The organism is Enterococcus rotai, from assembly GCF_001465345.1.
GTDB lineage: Bacteria > Bacillota > Bacilli > Lactobacillales > Enterococcaceae > Enterococcus_L > Enterococcus_L rotai.
Genome location: NZ_CP013655.1, coordinates 1,157,710 through 1,174,564, shown reverse-complemented (window position 1 = coordinate 1,174,564; position 16,855 = coordinate 1,157,710). Strand labels below are relative to the sequence as shown.

General features: G+C 35.3%; 15 protein-coding genes and 1 pseudogene. 14 read left to right on the top strand and 2 right to left on the bottom strand.

From position 1 onward, the window contains the following. The first annotated feature begins 59 nt into the window (after positions 1–59). The 12 genes from esaA to ATZ35_RS05415 are packed head-to-tail and all read left to right on the top strand — an operon-like array spanning position 60 to position 13,838. On the top strand, positions 60–3,497 hold the full coding sequence (gene esaA, locus ATZ35_RS05470; protein ID WP_208929852.1) for a type VII secretion protein EsaA: 3,438 nt from the start codon (positions 60–62) through the stop codon (positions 3,495–3,497). Then, a complete protein-coding gene (locus tag ATZ35_RS05465) occupies positions 3,494–3,964 on the top strand; it encodes a hypothetical protein (RefSeq protein ID WP_208929851.1) in 471 nt (156 codons plus the stop codon). Before esaA ends, ATZ35_RS05465 begins: the two co-directional genes overlap by 4 nt. Then, positions 3,954–4,211, top strand: coding sequence for an EsaB/YukD family protein (locus ATZ35_RS05460; protein WP_208929850.1), 258 nt, complete (start codon positions 3,954–3,956; stop codon positions 4,209–4,211). The genes ATZ35_RS05465 and ATZ35_RS05460 overlap by 11 nt, the downstream gene beginning before the upstream one ends. Continuing rightward, positions 4,212–5,447: a type VII secretion protein EssB gene (essB, locus tag ATZ35_RS05455; protein WP_208929849.1), complete on the top strand. Its 1,236-nt coding sequence runs from the start codon at positions 4,212–4,214 to the stop codon at positions 5,445–5,447. Next, complete coding sequence (essC, locus tag ATZ35_RS05450; protein WP_208929848.1) at positions 5,448–9,935, top strand: type VII secretion protein EssC; 4,488 nt, start codon at positions 5,448–5,450, stop codon at positions 9,933–9,935. An 11-nt stretch (positions 9,936–9,946) separates the two neighbouring features. Continuing rightward, complete coding sequence (locus ATZ35_RS05445; RefSeq protein WP_208929847.1) at positions 9,947–10,411, top strand: hypothetical protein; 465 nt, start codon at positions 9,947–9,949, stop codon at positions 10,409–10,411. 15 nt (positions 10,412–10,426) lie between these two features. After that, positions 10,427–10,696: a hypothetical protein gene (locus ATZ35_RS05440; protein ID WP_208929846.1), complete on the top strand. Its 270-nt coding sequence runs from the start codon at positions 10,427–10,429 to the stop codon at positions 10,694–10,696. Between the two features lie 14 nt (positions 10,697–10,710). After that, a complete protein-coding gene (locus tag ATZ35_RS05435) occupies positions 10,711–11,166 on the top strand; it encodes a hypothetical protein (RefSeq protein WP_208929845.1) in 456 nt (151 codons plus the stop codon). 3 nt (positions 11,167–11,169) lie between these two features. Continuing rightward, positions 11,170–12,321, top strand: coding sequence for a V-type ATP synthase subunit I domain-containing protein (locus ATZ35_RS05430; protein WP_208929844.1), 1,152 nt, complete (start codon positions 11,170–11,172; stop codon positions 12,319–12,321). 15 nt (positions 12,322–12,336) lie between these two features. Next, on the top strand, positions 12,337–12,975 hold the full coding sequence (locus ATZ35_RS05425; RefSeq protein WP_208929843.1) for a hypothetical protein: 639 nt from the start codon (positions 12,337–12,339) through the stop codon (positions 12,973–12,975). Further along, the gene (locus ATZ35_RS05420; protein ID WP_208929842.1) at positions 12,965–13,438 is read left to right on the top strand and encodes a hypothetical protein; all 474 of its coding nucleotides are present in this window, start codon (positions 12,965–12,967) and stop codon (positions 13,436–13,438) included. The genes ATZ35_RS05425 and ATZ35_RS05420 overlap by 11 nt, the downstream gene beginning before the upstream one ends. Beyond that, the gene (locus ATZ35_RS05415; RefSeq protein WP_208929841.1) at positions 13,428–13,838 is read left to right on the top strand and encodes a hypothetical protein; all 411 of its coding nucleotides are present in this window, start codon (positions 13,428–13,430) and stop codon (positions 13,836–13,838) included. Before ATZ35_RS05420 ends, ATZ35_RS05415 begins: the two co-directional genes overlap by 11 nt. A 160-nt stretch (positions 13,839–13,998) precedes the next feature. Here the strand turns inward: ATZ35_RS05415 and ATZ35_RS05410 are convergent, their stop codons facing one another. Next, a complete protein-coding gene (locus ATZ35_RS05410; RefSeq protein ID WP_208929840.1) occupies positions 13,999–15,303 on the bottom strand; it encodes an ISL3 family transposase in 1,305 nt (434 codons plus the stop codon). A 155-nt stretch (positions 15,304–15,458) separates the two neighbouring features. Next, positions 15,459–15,932: a helix-turn-helix domain-containing protein gene (locus tag ATZ35_RS05405; RefSeq protein ID WP_208929839.1), complete on the bottom strand. Its 474-nt coding sequence runs from the start codon at positions 15,930–15,932 to the stop codon at positions 15,459–15,461. A 384-nt stretch (positions 15,933–16,316) separates the two neighbouring features. Between ATZ35_RS05405 and ATZ35_RS05400 the strand changes: the two genes are divergently transcribed. Beyond that, positions 16,317–16,622: a hypothetical protein gene (locus ATZ35_RS05400; protein WP_208929838.1), complete on the top strand. Its 306-nt coding sequence runs from the start codon at positions 16,317–16,319 to the stop codon at positions 16,620–16,622. A gap of 108 nt (positions 16,623–16,730) precedes the next feature. Further along, positions 16,731–16,855: pseudogene (locus ATZ35_RS16925) on the top strand (FtsK/SpoIIIE domain-containing protein); the annotation flags it as partial.

The following is a 16,855-nucleotide window of genomic DNA, read 5'->3' as shown; positions in this document are numbered from 1 at the left end:
CTGAGGAATAGGGAGGGCACTTGCTCCTCGCTGTTCCTCTTTTTTTAGGAGAATGATAAATGAACAGTAAAAAACTATATTATATGTTGAAGTCTGTTTGGATGGTTGTAATTTTACTTATTATGCTGATATTTATGAACCGAGATTTTACCGATATCTCTGCAAATAAAGCAAAAGAAGAACAAGATATGCGGTTGAACATTGCATTAGTAAATGAAGATAACGGTGTTAATAAAAATAACATAGACTATAACTTAGGCGCGGATTATGTCAAGAAAATTGAAAAAGATGCGACGTACAACTGGTTTACAGTTAGCCGAGGAATTGCTGAAAATGGCTTAAAATCCGGCACTTATAACTTACTCGTGACAATTCCAAGCAATTTTTCAAGTAAACTTTTAGAACTAGATAGTGAAGCACCTGAAAAAGTCCAAGTCAACTATAAAATCAACGCCAATGGGAATGCTACGTTAGAAAATGAATCTAGAAGTGTTGGTCGTAAAATCGTTAATGATTTAAACCAGCAGCTTGTTGATTTATATGTGGTCAGCATCGTTGATAATCTATATACCGCTCAGCAAAATATTGAAAAAGTTTATACCAACCAGACAGATTCGGTTAGCAAATTCCAAGATATTTTGTACCAGCCAACCATTAATTTTAAAGAATATCTACCTGGCATCACTTCACAATCTCAAAGTGCCTTACAAGCCAATGATTTACTGACAACTACCTTGATCGATTTTATCAAAAATCCAGAATCGTTAGTTAGCAGTCATCAAGATTTTTCAACATTACTAGAACAATTATTAAAACAACGTGCTGATGGCAAACTATCCTATGAAGAATTTGTCAAAATCTTAACCTCGATGGATGATAGCGTACTAAGTTCCGAGACTAGTAAATTGTACAGCACACTTGAAAGTTTGAATCAGTCATTACAGGATGACTTTATTGCCTCAGATGACGGAAATGGGCGTTATATCGAGCAAATGAATGCCTTAAATGAACAGTTATTAGCATCTAAAGCAGATGTGGAAAAACAAATTGAGGACTTAAGAGCGATCGAAAATACGTATTTTGAAACTTATAGCGAACAATTTTTCAAACAATTTAGAGTCAACACAGATGAAGCATCTAAAGTAACATTTGGAACTGTTTTGAAAAAAATGAATTACTCATCATCACTAAACAATCTAAGCACATTTAATGATGATTACCTTGTGAGTATACAAAAACGTTTAGACATTTTACCTTACAAAATCGATACCGAAGATATAGATGAAATGAATGAAATTTTTCAGTATATGGATGTACCATACAACGATGGTGAGCCACTGAAAACGATTAGTAGAAAAACAGAACGAATCCAATCACAAGTAGAACGAATAAACCAAAAAATTGAAGCTGCCAATGAAAAAATCATAGAAAATAATGAGCTAAATAATGATACTGCCAAAACGATCGACCTTCTAGTTTGGAATACTGATCCAGAATTTGTGAAAGAAGAAAGTTCTTATTATCAAGATCTCAAGGAAACCTATACCAAATTACAAGATGCTAAAAAAGACGTATTAGATCCCGCAAAATATGGGAATAGAAAAAGTTTCAGAATAGACACTGAAAACTTTAATGAAGGAACATTCAGTATCTCTAACATAAGCGATCTTAATGAGCTAGGAATCATTGATGTAAGCTTTGATCGAGACGGAACAATTCCAGTAACAGAAAATCATGAATACGATATTGAACGAAAAAACGATAGAATCACTGTTTATTATAGCTTTGCTACGACCTATGATGAATATTCTAGACAAGCGCCATCATTTAACATCGTATTAAAAAAAGAAACGGAACCAACTGCCGAAACTCCTGTGCCAACAACTACTGTCACTACATCTCCTGTTTTTAAAGCTCTTACTAATGAGCAAGAAAGCAGCTCTAGTACAGAAAATACAGCAGAAAGCACAACGACTTCTGAAAGTAACGAACAATCAGCTGAAAGTGAACCTGAGACCACTGATCAGACAACTCAACCTGAAGTCAAACAAGTGCAGCCAGCACCCCGTCAACAAAAATCAACCACAGCTACTCTCTACGTAGCTGAGTGGAACCAAACGATTGATACAACAGCTTTTCTAGATAGAAATTATCAATTAGCAAAAAGAAAATACTCTGAAGAAGTTGGAAAAGTGACCGAATTATACAATAGCGTAGCTGAAGAACTTAAAAACTTCGACAAATACCCATTCGATGTCTTCAACAACCTACTGGACATGAACATGACCGAAATGTTCAAACAAGTACTTAATGGAACATTTGCAACAGGTCATTACAAAGATCAACATGACAAATTAGAAACCTTAATTCGACAAGCAGACGACATCGATCGTCAATCCGAACGAATCGGAGAAAAATTACAAGACATCCAGGGTAACACCATGAACTTAAACGAAAATGTCAAAGGACACTTAGCACAAATTGCAGATTGGCAAAAAAACATGTCGGAAATCACCACATCCGAAACCAAAGTTGCCTCTGACAATACAGCTACAGATACCGAAATCTCTTCGATCGATTCCATGCTTGAATCCATCAAAAAGCAAGCAGAAATGGTTAAAGAAGCCTCTGACATGAACGTCAAAGAAGCAGAAAGCGTGAAATCTGTCTTTACCTCATTTGATAAAGACGTACAAAATGCGCAAAAAAATGGTGAAGATTTATCTGCTAACGCTGATGTCATCATGGATAACCTGAACAAAGAACTCGCAAACAACAATGATTTCGTCTCCGCCTTTATCAAAGTATTGAACAATGCGCATAAAGACGGCGTGCCAAATAATACCTTACTACAATTTATCGCAAATCCAGTTAACGGAAAATCAGAAGCTACGATCAAAACGACTGAAGTCAATGAGCCGTTCACTTGGATCTTGATCATGTATACCTTGAGTTTGTTTATCGCTTACCTATTCGCAACACAACCTGTTACCAGAAAGGTTAAAAATAAATTCAAAAAAGAAAAACTATGGCTAAAAGACAACATGTTAGAAACTCTGTTGATCAGCTTAAGTGCAATTGGGATTGGCTTGATTTTAAGTATGTTGAGTATCAGTGAACTAGGCATCGTCAAAGAATCTCAAATCGTTTGGGGCATGATGATCGTACTATTTATGCTGATCTTCTCATTATTAAATCACTATGCATTGAAGCAATTCCATATCGCTGGTTTTGCCTTAAGTCTTTTCCTATTTATCAGTTATGTCTTTGTGACGAACGCCATTGGGAAAACGAAAGGCAATAATCCGATGGTCGATCTTATTCGCTCCATCAATCCATTGTCGATCGGTGAAAACAACTTAGCCGATATTTTGGCAAATAATGCGTTGAATATCGTTCAGATCATTTTATATCTATTAGCGATCGCAGCCTTGATCGTATTCAACATCTTTATTTGGAAACCAAGACGGAAAGCGAAGGAAGTGGTCTCAAAATGAAAAAACTGATTTTCTTATGCTTAGTAGGAATCATTGGCTTTTCCTTTTCTGATACAGCCCACGCAGAAGAAACCTTACTTGATAACAACTTAGAATTACAAACAGATCGGTTGAATAAAGAACAAGTCGACGACGGTAAAACCAAAAGCTTTGTCGCCGAAGACCGTTTATTTGAAACTGAAATGATTCAAAAAACTGCTAACGCCAAAGCGTTGGAAGAAAAACAAAAACAAGAAGACATGTCTAACCTATTTTTAACCAAAGCAGCAAAAGTAAAAGAATTAGATCCTACTCAATTATTTGTAGGCAATGGAACGAATCAAGCAGCCGTTAAACGAGAAGAAACTGAACCTACAGTTTCTTCTCCTCCTGCGTTATTCCCCTTGATTTTAGGCTTAGCCTTGGTGACCGTTGTCACCTTACTTTTGTATCACAACAGAAAAAGAGGACAAAACCATGGCAGATAATACAGAACATATCAATATCACCTTAATGTATCAAAAAAATAAAGAAAAAATGGTCGATCTACGTATTCCGAATAATATTACTGTTTACCGTTTTATTCGGGAATTGAACCAAATTTTCGGTAAAGAAAAAGACGTTAAAAAATACCAAATCAAAGTGTTGAACAAAGGAATTCTTTTAGACGAAGAGCAAAAACTAAAAGATTTTCCGATAACAGACGGAGATATAATCGAAGTGTTGGGAGAATAGATGATGGAAAATATGAAGGAAACAACTGTAGCAATCATAATTGAAAAACATACGTATGAATTTAAGAAAACGAGTGAAAATTGGCAACTTGCTTTGAGAAAATCCGAAGTTCAAGTCAATGAAGAAAAAGATTTAGCCTTACTTAAAGTCGCTCACCCACTCTTGATGGACACAAGCATCCACTGGGAAGAAGACGCCGTGACATTCACCTACGCATTACCGAAAGAACGGATTACCTTTAACGAATTAAAAGCTGGAACAAAAGAAGATAAACTTCGTGCCATGACAAACATGGCAGCCGTTGAACAACTGTTAGATTTACCACTTACCTTCTTTATCCACCCAGAAAACCTGCTGTTTGATTATAATCTACAGCCTAAAATTGCTTACCGTGGACTAGACGGAAAAATGCCGCCGAAAGTCACCAATAACGACTTACTATTAAGACAATATAAAAGCTTGATCATTGCCTTATTCGAGAAAAAAGATGATTTTACCAAACTCTATGAAGGACAATTAGAAATCAAAAAAGGCTCCGAATTCGTTCAAACTATTTTGAAAAAAGAAAGCTTTGAAGAAATCAGACAATATTTGGTACAAATGTACGACCAAACCGTAGAGCATGCGGCCAAAACAATCAAAAAAGTCAGCAAAACCAAATTCCAAGTGATGAAACAATTATCGATCTGGATGACGGTGTTATCTGCTATTTTAGTGATTCCATTGGTTTATTTACTATTTTTCCGTTTACCATTCTTAGATCGGATGCAAAATACGGACACAGCCTTCTTGAAAAATGACTATGAGGCCGTGATCACAACCTTAGATCCAGTAAAAACAGCAAGTATTCCTTTCACTCAAAAATATGAACTAGCCTTTAGCTTTATTCAAGGGGAAGCCTTACAAGAGCAACAGAAAAAAGTCATCTTAAACAACGTAACCCTACGTTCTGATGAAAATTACCTAGATTACTGGATCGAAAACGGACGAGGAAATCTGGATGAAGCCCTAGATGTAGCGAAAAACTTAGAAGATTCCGATTTGATTTTATATGGGATCACACAAAAAATCGAACAAGTCAGAAAAGACACGAAAATGACTGGTACCGAAAAAGAAGAAACCATTGGTAAATTAGAAGCCGACTATAAAAAATACAAAGAAAAACGTGACGAAGGTGTGAAAGCTGCTGAAGAAGCTGAACAAACACAAGGATCGACTGTTCAGGAGGGAAATTAGATGACCAAGACACAAGCCATCATCTACCTTCAGGGCTATCGCTATCAATTGACCCTTGATGAAGAAAAAATACAACAAATCGGTTCAGATAATCAAGCATCTCTGCACTTACCGTTACTAACTGAAGCAGACGAATTGATAATCGAAATGAAAAATGAGTGGACACTAACACACCAAGGCCAAGAATATACCTTATCTCTTGGCTCTCCCCTCACCTTTTCATTAGCGGATGATCAACAAGCAACGATCATTTTAGCGCCTGTAACGAAACTACATGTATTTGACCTATTAGATAAAAAAGAACTTATTTTAAGTACAGACAAAGGGGCAACATTAGAATTACCAAATGATGATTTAGCACAGCCCCTTGCCGCTATTTTGAAAAAACAAGACGATCAATGGTTGTTAACGGTGCTTTCGGGTGCGTTGATGATCAATAATCAATTATTTACCGGCACAGACTATTTACTTGGTAAAGGAGACGAACTGTCTTTCCTACACCATACATTGAAAGTCTTTACCCATGAAATCCATGCGACAGAAGGAACGATCATTAAATCAGATTTATGCGAAATCTATACGTCTCGTTACGATGTCTATGAAGATTATCCAGATTTCCACCGTTCACCACGGATCATTTACCGTGAACCAGAAGAAAAAATCACGATCAATGCCCCAAGTGAGCCAAACAATAAACAACAAGACCAACTGATCAAAACGATTTTACCACCGATCGTGATGTTGATGGTGACGGTTGCGATGGCCTTTTTCAGACCGAATGGCTTATTCGTTTTAGCCAGTGCTGCAACGACGTTGATCACGATTATTTTCTCGATCACCAATTACTTTAAAACAAAAAAAGAACACAAACAAAGCCTAATCGATCGCACTGTTAGCTATAAAAAATATTTAGTCGATAAATCGGTAGAGTTACATCAACTGAATCAAGAACAAAAACAAGGACAGCTCTACCACTATCCAAACGTTTCAGAATTATTGGACATGACAAAAACATATAGCCCAAGAATTTATGAAAAAACGCCGTTGCATTTTGACTTTCTGTTCTATCGTTTAGGTTTAGGAACACTGCAATCGTCAAGTGAAATTACCTATTCTAACAAAGAACGTGGCAAGGAAACGGATGATTTAGAAAAAAGCGGTTATGAGCTTTATACGAAGAGTTTAGAGCTTGAGGATATGCCGATCGTGGCGAATTTAGTCAATGGACCTGTTGGGTATATTGGTCCTAGAAACTTAGTGCTAGAACAGCTTCATTTACTGGTTAATCAGTTATCAGTGTTCCATAGTTACCATGATTTACAGTTTATCTCGATTTTCCCAGAAGCGGAAAAAGGCCTATGGGAATGGATGCGTTGGTTGCCTCATGCAACAATGCAGGATGTGAACGTGCGTGGGTTTGTCTATAACCAACGGAGCCGAGATCAAGTGTTAAATAGTTTGAATCAAATTTTGAAAAACCGTAAAAATTCCATGGAAGAAAACCGTAATAGCCGTGACAGTACGATCTTCTCCCCTCATTATGTGGTAATGATCACTGATGAGAAGTTGATTTTGGATCATGTCATTATGGAATTCTTCAATGAAGATCCGAGTGAGCTTGGTTGTAGCGTGATTTTCGTGGAAGATGTTATGAGTAGTTTATCCGATAATATCAAAACGGTTATCGATATCCGTGACCGAAATACTGGGGTTCTTTTGTTAGAAGAAGGCAAATTGATGAACAAGTCGTTCCAATTGGATCACTTCCCTGCTGAATTTAACAAAGAACAATTGCCAAGACTGCTTGCGCCATTGAATCACTTACAAAACTTGAAATCAAGTATTCCAGAAGCCGTGACGTTCCTAGAAATGTACGGCATCGAAAAATTCGAGGAATTTAATGTGACCCAACGTTGGGCGGAACATTCCCCGCATAAAACCTTAGCTGTGCCTTTAGGTTTACGTGGAAAAGATGATATTGTCTACTTGAACTTACATGAAAAAGCTCACGGACCTCATGGGTTAGTCGCTGGGACAACAGGTTCTGGTAAATCGGAAATCGTACAGAGTTATATCTTGAGTTTAGCCGTGAATTTCCATCCTTACGACGTAGCTTTCCTACTGATTGACTACAAAGGTGGAGGTATGGCGAACTTGTTCCGTAACCTACCCCACTTATTAGGGAGTATTACCAACTTAGATGGCGCTCAAAGTATGCGTGCCTTAATCTCTATCAATGCCGAGCTAAAACGCCGTCAGCGTCTTTTCTCGGAGAATAACGTGAATCATATTAATCAGTATCAGAAATTATATAAAAATGGCGATGTTGAAGAACCCATGCCTCACCTCTTCTTAATTTCAGATGAGTTCGCCGAATTGAAATCTGAACAGCCTGAGTTTATGAAAGAACTGGTTTCTACGGCTCGGATTGGGCGTTCATTAGGAATTCATTTGATTCTTGCGACACAAAAACCAAGTGGTGTGGTCAATGACCAAATCTGGAGTAACTCGAAATTTAAATTAGCGTTGAAAGTGGCGGATAAAGCCGATTCGATGGAAATGTTGAAAACGCCAGATGCGGCGGAAATAACCCAAGCTGGGCGTGCCTACTTGCAAGTTGGGAATAATGAGATTTACGAATTGTTCCAAAGTGCTTGGAGTGGAGCGGATTATCAGCCTGAAAAAGATGACCAACAGATTGAGGATCATACGATTTATCTTGTGAATGATTTAGGGCAGTATGAGATTTTAAGTGAAGATTTAAGTGGGCTTGAAAATGCGGATGATGTGAAGCAGATTCCGACAGAACTTGATGCCATTATTGATGGGATTCATGAAGTGGCGGAAAGAGAAAATATCACCCCACTACCGAGACCTTGGTTACCGCCGTTGGAAGAACGGATTGCTTCTTCTACCCTTCATCCTGTGGACTTTAGAGAAGAATGGTTAACAGCGAAACAGCCGCTTGAACCTGTTTTGGGTGTGGTGGATGTGCCGAGTATGCAGGCGCAGAATACCTTGCGTTTGAATATGACCCAAGAAGGTCATATGACCGTGTTTAGTAGTCCTGGGTATGGGAAAAGTACGTTTATGCAGACGGTTGTGATGGATTTGGCGCGAGTGCATAGTCCTGAAAGGCTAAATGTGTATCTATTGGACTTTGGAACAAATGGACTTCTACCGTTGAAAAAACTGCCTCATGTAGCAGATACGATGAGTATTGATGAAGAAGAGAAAATTGAGAAGTTTGCGAGACGGATCAATGATGAGTTGAAACGTCGTAAGAAGCTGTTGAGTGAGTTTTCAGTGGCTAGTTTAGATATGTATGAGCGAGCTAGTGGGAAGGAAGAAGCAATCATCTTTATTCTTCTAGATGGTTTTGAGGGAATGAAAGGTGCCAAGTTTGAAGAAATTCTTGAGAAGGTTATTACTCAGGTAGCTCGTGAAGGTGCCGGAATCGGGATTCATTTACTTCTATCTGCGGGTAGACAAAATTCAATGAGAGCGACTCTTTCAAGTAATATCAAAACGCAAATTGTACTGAAAATGATTGATGATTCAGAGCCAAGAGCGATTGTTGGACGGACAACATTAACGATTGATGACTTACCTGGTCGTGGGTTGATCAAGTTGGAAGAGCCTGAATTATTCCAGACTGCCCTTCCAGCTGATGGTGAAGATACCTTACAAATTATTGAAGCGATTCAAGAAGAAGTTAGCCAGATGGATCAACATTGGACTGGTGAAAGACCTGAGCCTATTCCTATGGTGCCAGAAGATTTAACTTATGAGCATTTTGAAGGTATCTTAGACAGAAAACATCCTGCTTCAACCGAATATATACCTTTAGGATTAGATTTAGACACGGTTGAAGTAGTCCCTTGGTTAACAACTAAAGAAGAACATTTAACAGTTGTAGGGGCTAGTCAACAAGATACCGAAGGATTAATGAAACTCTTTATTACACAAATTAACCGTATGAATCAAGTTAATCCAATTAATTATTTACATGTAGTTGATACTAGTAGACAAACATATCAACATTTAAGTGGTTCTGTAGTAAGTTACGTTTCAGAGCTAGAAGGCATGGAACAGCTATTAACTGGTATTAGAAATGAACAAGTCGCTCTAAAAGAACAAAATAGAACCGATGTTGAAATGAATCACTATATTCTAATTGCAAACATTAATGATTTTAGCGCTAAAACAAGAGATACCTTAGCCAAGATAAATATTGAACTTTATGAAGAATACAATTCAATTAAGTTCATTACTTTTGGCTCTGCAAATGATTATGGTGCGAACTATGACGATTTTTCTAAGTTATTAAAACAAAATAAACATGGTTTACTATTTATGAAATATTCAGACCAAAGTCTATTAACAGCTGCTAACTTGAACTACAAATCACCTGCTCTAACGAATCAAGAAGCTTACTTTGTAGAAGACGATTATGCGACTATTCTTAAATTACCGACAATATTTTAAAGGAGAATTCTATGGCAAAAAAAACAGAAGCTGAAAAAAATGTAGAACGTCAAAATATAAAAAATGTTTACCAACCTGAGATCAGAGCAATGGAGTCCAAAATCACTTCTTTGACGACTAAAATTGAATTTCTAACAATGAAAAAAATTTTTTTAGATAGTAATATTACATCCCTAGATACTAATCATGGAGAATTGCGCGATTTAATAGACACTTCAAAAAATAAATTTGATGAAGTTGATACTGAAGATTTAAAAGGAAATTATATGAATGGGGTCAATGCACAGGCTTCAGCACTCATTGGCGATGGAACAACTGCAAAAGAAGCTGTAAAACGCGCATGGGATAAAGGAATAAAAGCACAGACAAAATTAGATAAAAAAATTGAAACACTACGCTCAGATTTAAGTTCAACAATAACAGATTTAACAAATACACAATTTTTATTCAAACAAGCATTAAATTCAATTGTATAATGAGGGAGCATAATTATGGGATATAAATTAAAAGTGGAAACAGATAAATTAGCTGAACAAAAAGATGCATTAAAAACAGGCTTTCTAAATATCCATAATGGGTTAGTTAATATAGAAAAAGCCCTTGAAGGTATCGAAAGTAAAGGTTACAAAGGCGAAGCTGGAAAGAGTATAGAAGAATTAATGAACATTATTAAATCTGATGTAATTGCTCCAACTGATAAATATAACGACTTAGTTCTTAGTGATTTGAATGCAGCTTATGAACGTTTCGAATCATTATAAAAGGAGGTTTTAAAATGAGCAATATGCCGACTACAGGAGACGTCATTAATAAAATTTATACACCATCATATTCTAGTACTCAACCTACCCCATCATATGCAGGGGGATATAAGCCAAAAGCAGCAGAAACAAAAGCTTCCTATGCGATGGGTGCTGGAGTACTGATTGATAAGGGAAAAATTGAAACAGAGATTTGCACTAATATTATGTTAGGTTTAGCTCAATTGCAAGAAGGTGTGAAACTAATAGAATCTAAAAAAAGTGCATTAACTAAAGAAGATTGGGACTCAGATTCCGATGAAAGTTACAAAGAGTATGTTGAAAATTTTCTTACCTATATGATGGAAGTGACAGGTTTTTTTGAATCTTTATCTAAAAAAATTATAAGCGATGCCACTCTTTTCGAAGAGTTAGATAGCTATATTAATAAAGTAATAAGCTCTGGAGCAAATATATCTAGTTGGAGGTAACAAATGGGAAAAAGAAAGCTTTCAAGTGAAGCAATAGAAAAGTATAATACAGATATAGCAAGTGTTGCTACAGATATAGACACATACTATAGCTCAGCAGAAAAACTAGCATCAAAAATTGACAGTCTAATTGAAGAATGTGAACTATCAATTGAAGGTACTTTATCGGATGAATTTTCTGGCGCCTCATCCTCATCTACATTAACTACAAAATTGGATGGATACGTTACGGGTATCAAAACAGCATTAACTGATGCAGAGGAAAAAGCTCAAACAGATGATCGTGAAATAAAAGAAAAAATTACAGCTCGTTCTGATGAAGTAAAACAATTGAAGACTATAATAAGTCAGTACAAAAGCAAAATCCAAAGTGCTTCCTCCCTTACTGCACCAGGACTAAATTCAGGACTAAAAGCTGTAGGTAGTGCTGGAAATATTGATAAGATTCCTGGCGTTGTTGATGGCCGTAACAAGCGCCTAGAAAGTGAGGTCAGAATGAATAAATTACTATCACCAGAGCAAATTGAAGAAAAAATCAGAGAACTGTATCGTAATTTATCAGATGACCAAATTAAGGTTTTACGCGAATATTATACATTCAAAAATATGAAATCTTGGCCTTTACCGACTCAACCATTAGATATACTAGGAAAAGATGCAAAATTAATATATGAGGATGGCAAATATAAAATTTTATATCCTAATATGTCAAAAGTAACTTTCTTAGATGTGAATGGTTCTGCAAGTGCTGATCTTCTTAAGCCATCAATGTCATCTAATGTTGATATAAATGGTTCTGGGAACCCTTCTTTAAAATCGGGTATGGGAATGAGTGGTTCTGCCTCAGGAAGTCTTGCCTCAGTCGACTTAGGGGATACTTCATGGTCTGTAGGTAATGCTTCATTAAAAGGTACAGTTAACCAAAAAGGAGCAAATATCGCTTTAGGAGGTAGCGCCGCGAAAGGTAGTTATGAAGTTACTTTCTGGGAAGATGATTTACACAAAGTCAGTGGTAAAATCGATCTATCTTTGCTATCTGGAGAAATAAAAGCAAAATTAGGAACTGATGGTTTTGATGTAAGTAAACCTGGCTTAGTCGGAATCGGGATTTCTGGTAGTAAAAAAGAGCTCATAGACATTGATACTGGTTTATAACCGAAGGGGAAAAATATGACTAATAATAGACGCGTCAAATTTACATTAACATTTTTAATTTTAATTTTACTAACTGCCTGTCAGAAAAATACTTTGAATAATAGTGTTGAATCTAGTTCTCAAACTACTGCAAATAGCCTAACAGATAACCAAAAAAAAACCGTGGATAATGGTCATAGAATAGGAAAATATACCGTACTTTTATCTGAAAATAATAAAAAATCTGAACAAGATATAGCTACCTTTATAGAAAATGATTTCTTTGAAAAAGCATTCTTAAACGTAGAATCTAGAATTGATCCTACTAAGAAACTCAATATATTAACTTACTCTATGCATTATTCTCCAGAAGAAGAACGCTATACACTAGGCGTATTTTTTATTAATTCATCAAAAAATAATATTAATAGTATAAAAATGCTCCTTAAACCCAATTTTAAAAATATTTCCGAAGGTGAATTTATAGAAGTTAATTTTGAAGGAGATGATTTTCCTAACCTTCCTGTAAATGGTGTTTCTCCTAGAACTATTTCTGCAAATGCTCCTATAGAGTATCTTGACAGACTAAAAGAGAATACTGGCTCCGACATTACCTTCGAAATCAAAGATTTGGAACTAAATGGAGAGAAGGTGAACAATACAAATGAGAATTAATTGGGCAAAGTATTTAAAAGAAACTCCCGAGTATGAACCGATAATTACTAATAAAGAATATATTGATGCTTGGAATAATTATTTTGAAAATAACAAAGAAAACTTTCCACTAAATGAATTAGTACTCATCACTGGAAATATGACCATAAAAAATGAAACCATGGTATTAGAGTATGCTCTACTTAATCAAACTAAGAAACCAGTCAAAGAAATCGAATTTGGAGTTACATTATCATTATTTGGAAAAGAATACTTCACAGGTGCTTTAAGAACCAATAAAAATTGTTATGAAGAGCTTCTTCCAAATGATGTGCGCTTAGATTTAATTGACTTTGGAAACGATCGATATGATAATCAAAAACTATCAAACGATAACTACCAATTGATCATTAACTATTGCAATGAAATAAGCTATGATACAGATGAATTATCCGAAAAGGAGCTACAAGATAGTGCAAAGTAAATATGCGGGAGACAAACTAGACCAAATAGCTAATATTCTTCTTTTTGTCCAAGTAATAATGACAATATTTAATGTTATTTTTGGATTTTGGGCTGGGAGTCAATACTATTTATATGGGCTACTCCTAAGTGGAATGATTATTCGTGCGGTTATTCAGACTATCATAATGTTTTGGTTAGTAAATAAAGAAAAAAAATTTCCAAAAAACTCAACTGCGTGGTGGATATTTATTTGCTGTTTAGCTTCAGGCTTTACTAATATTTTTTCTAGTTATAGTTCCTTTACTTGGGGAAGATTAGAATTAATACTTATCCTATGTGGTGTCATTTTATTATTTCGTCATTATTCTTATCTAAAAGTTATCCGAATAGAATACGAAGAAAAAAAGAAGAAGCAATAGGAAGATTAAGTGTAAATAAAATATAAACTAAAAAATAGTAAAAGCTTTAAGCTAGAAAGACTACTTAAAGCTTTTACTATTTTTGGGCTCTTTGTCAACTAATGTTGGTGAAGAAAATCTAAAGAATTAAATCAATGATGAAGCCTAGAGAGAAATTCCTCTAGGTTTTTCTATTTGGTTGAAAAAGAACAGTGCCAAAGCATAAAGTAATTCTCAATTTAAAATTATAGAAGTTACGGAAGCCATAGGCGTTTCTCTTTAGTACTTTTATATGGTTATTCAAGCATTCTAATGGTCCGTTGGAATAAGGCAAATCCAACGCATTTTTAATGCCCGTTTGAACTTTTTTAAAGGTAGTAATGGTCGTTTGATAATAATCTGGAAGCCTAGAATAATCTTGTTCTAATAACGCATGAAACCGTGCGTAATCTCTTGTTTGTATGGCGTAGAGAAAATCCTGATAACAGATATAGCCAGCTTTCAATTCTTCATCATAAGCAAGTAACCGATCTACGAGTTCAGTTTCTGTTAAATAGGCACGGAAAGAAGGACGCCAATGGCGTTTTTCAAAATTGAGCTTTGATTGATTCTTTTGAAGAACTTTCCAGTATTTCTTTAGATGACGATATTTTTTTGCCTCTCCATTTCCCTTATGAAGAAAGGTATTCATTCGTTGAATGCGGTGTTTTAAGAACGTTCGCCCAATGTGTTGCACAATATGAAAGCGGTCAAGAACAACCTGAGCCTTGGGAAATAGTTTCTTAATTAAAGAAAAATAAGGCGCATACATGTCGCAAACAATGTATTTTACACCTTCACGAACTGCCAAAGGAAATCGTGAGAAATAGCGTTCTAAAAAAGGAAGTTGCCGATTTTCAACGACATCCATTAACTGTTTTGTTTGCCCGTCCATCATGATAAAGCTCATAGAAGCAGCAACTTGTTTCACTGATTTGAATTCATCAAAACAAAGGACTTCTGGCAAGGTGAGCCGATTGATTTTTTTTGGTTCGTAAAATTGTTTCAATACGCGATAAACAGAGGAAACAGAGACCTTCTTTTGACGGGCAATTTCGCTCATAGACATGGTTTTTCTTAAACGATCGGCAATCGAAAGCTTCACTTTCTTCGAGATTGAACAACACTTTTCGATAAGACTTGTTTCAGCGATAAAAGTTCTATCACAAGAATGACAGAAGAAACGGCGTTTCTTTAAGCGTAAATAAGTTTGGTATTCAGAAACATCATTTAGTAAAATCAGACAGGTTGTAAAGCTCCCACGAATAATCGATCCGTCTTCTTTGGCACCACAATGAGGACAGGAGTGAGCTAAATAATCCAATGTACCCGAGAATACTTGGCAGATCCGTCCTTTGATGCGTTCCTTTTTTAAAGAATTTTCATTAAAAGTAATGTTTAAGTCTAGAATATCTAAGGTATTTTTGATAAGATTTGTATAGGACATCTTGATTTCCCCTTTTGATTGGTTTTCGTCGACTTAATTCTAAAGGATATCAGGGTGTCTTTTCTATTATTTTGCATTAAAAAAGATGCCAGTGATTTCTCACCAACATCAGAAAGTATAGAGCCTATTTTTGATGAATAAAAACTACAAAAAAGTCACTGCAAGTAGTTACTATTAGTGTTTAAATATTCCTCCCGTGCACTTTCTAAATCAGACATCTGTTTCAATAAAATAAGTTCATACAATTTTTTGTTACTTAGATTGTCTATATCTAATTCTGAAAGAAGTAGTTTCCTCTCCTTCTCTAAATTTACTTTATCAAATTCATCGTCTTTACTGTCTTCCAAAATATTTCTATGTAGTTCATTAAATGAGGCTTGTTTCCTCAAAACATCTAAAACTATATTTTCAGAAGTCTGACTAAGCTCAATATTCTCACTAAAAAGAGTCTCAACAGTTGTGCCTAATGAAGATGCAATCGCGTAAAGAGTCGTACTCAGAGGAATTGTTTCTCCTTTTTCGATCTTTAAAATACTTTGCTTCGTTGTTTTAGCATTTTCTGCCAGTTCTTCCTGTGTCATACCTCTGACTTTACGTAATTTCCTAATATTGATTCCTAATTGCTCCAAAATAGCACCTTCTTTCATATATTACTATACTAGGTTTTACAATATTTTTCAAAAAAGTATTTAAATGTTTACTTTAACGCTTGATAAAGTAAACAGAAATATGTATAATGAGAGTGTAAAGTTAATAGAAACATTCTTTTGTATAGGAATAATTATTATCTTATATCCTAGACGTCTAAAAATACAGAAGGCTCTATTTAAAGGAGGTGATCTAACATGAACCTAAGTAAACAAGTTTATTTATTTTGAATTCATGAATTATTAAAACAAAAAGCAGAGCTCTAAAAATAAGAAACGAATTTCTTAAATTAAAACTCCACCCTAGACAAGTTGAGTATATCATACATTTAAGAAATTCTCCAAAAAATTTGAAGGAGAATCACCATGAATAAAATACAACCATTAAATATTAAAAACGACAGAAATCAACCAATTAAAAGTATTAGCCACCAAGATATCTACTCATTACATGACCTTTTAGAACAACTCAATTCTTGGCAAAATGCACTGAACCTACTAAATAATTTTTTTAGTGATAAACAAAGACCAGTAAACAAGAAGAAAATTGCAAGTAATTACTATGCATGCTCTCAAATTTTCTGTACATTTCATAAAGACTTTTCACAAGCATTGCAGGAAATGGAGAAACAAATTACAGAGTTGAGACAAAAAGAAAAAGTTAAATATTGAGTCATCCTTAAAGTAAAAAATTACTATTTTTAGTAGTTTTTTACTTTTTTCTTTTACCCACCTAATATTATTCCCTATTTTGTTAGTATTACACAGAATACAGCTAATAAAACATTAGCTATACCGCTTGGTTTACGTGGAAAAGATGATATTGTCTACTTGAACTTACATGAAAAAGCTCACGGACCTCATGGGTTAGTCGCTGGGACAACAGGTTCTGGTAAATCGGAAAT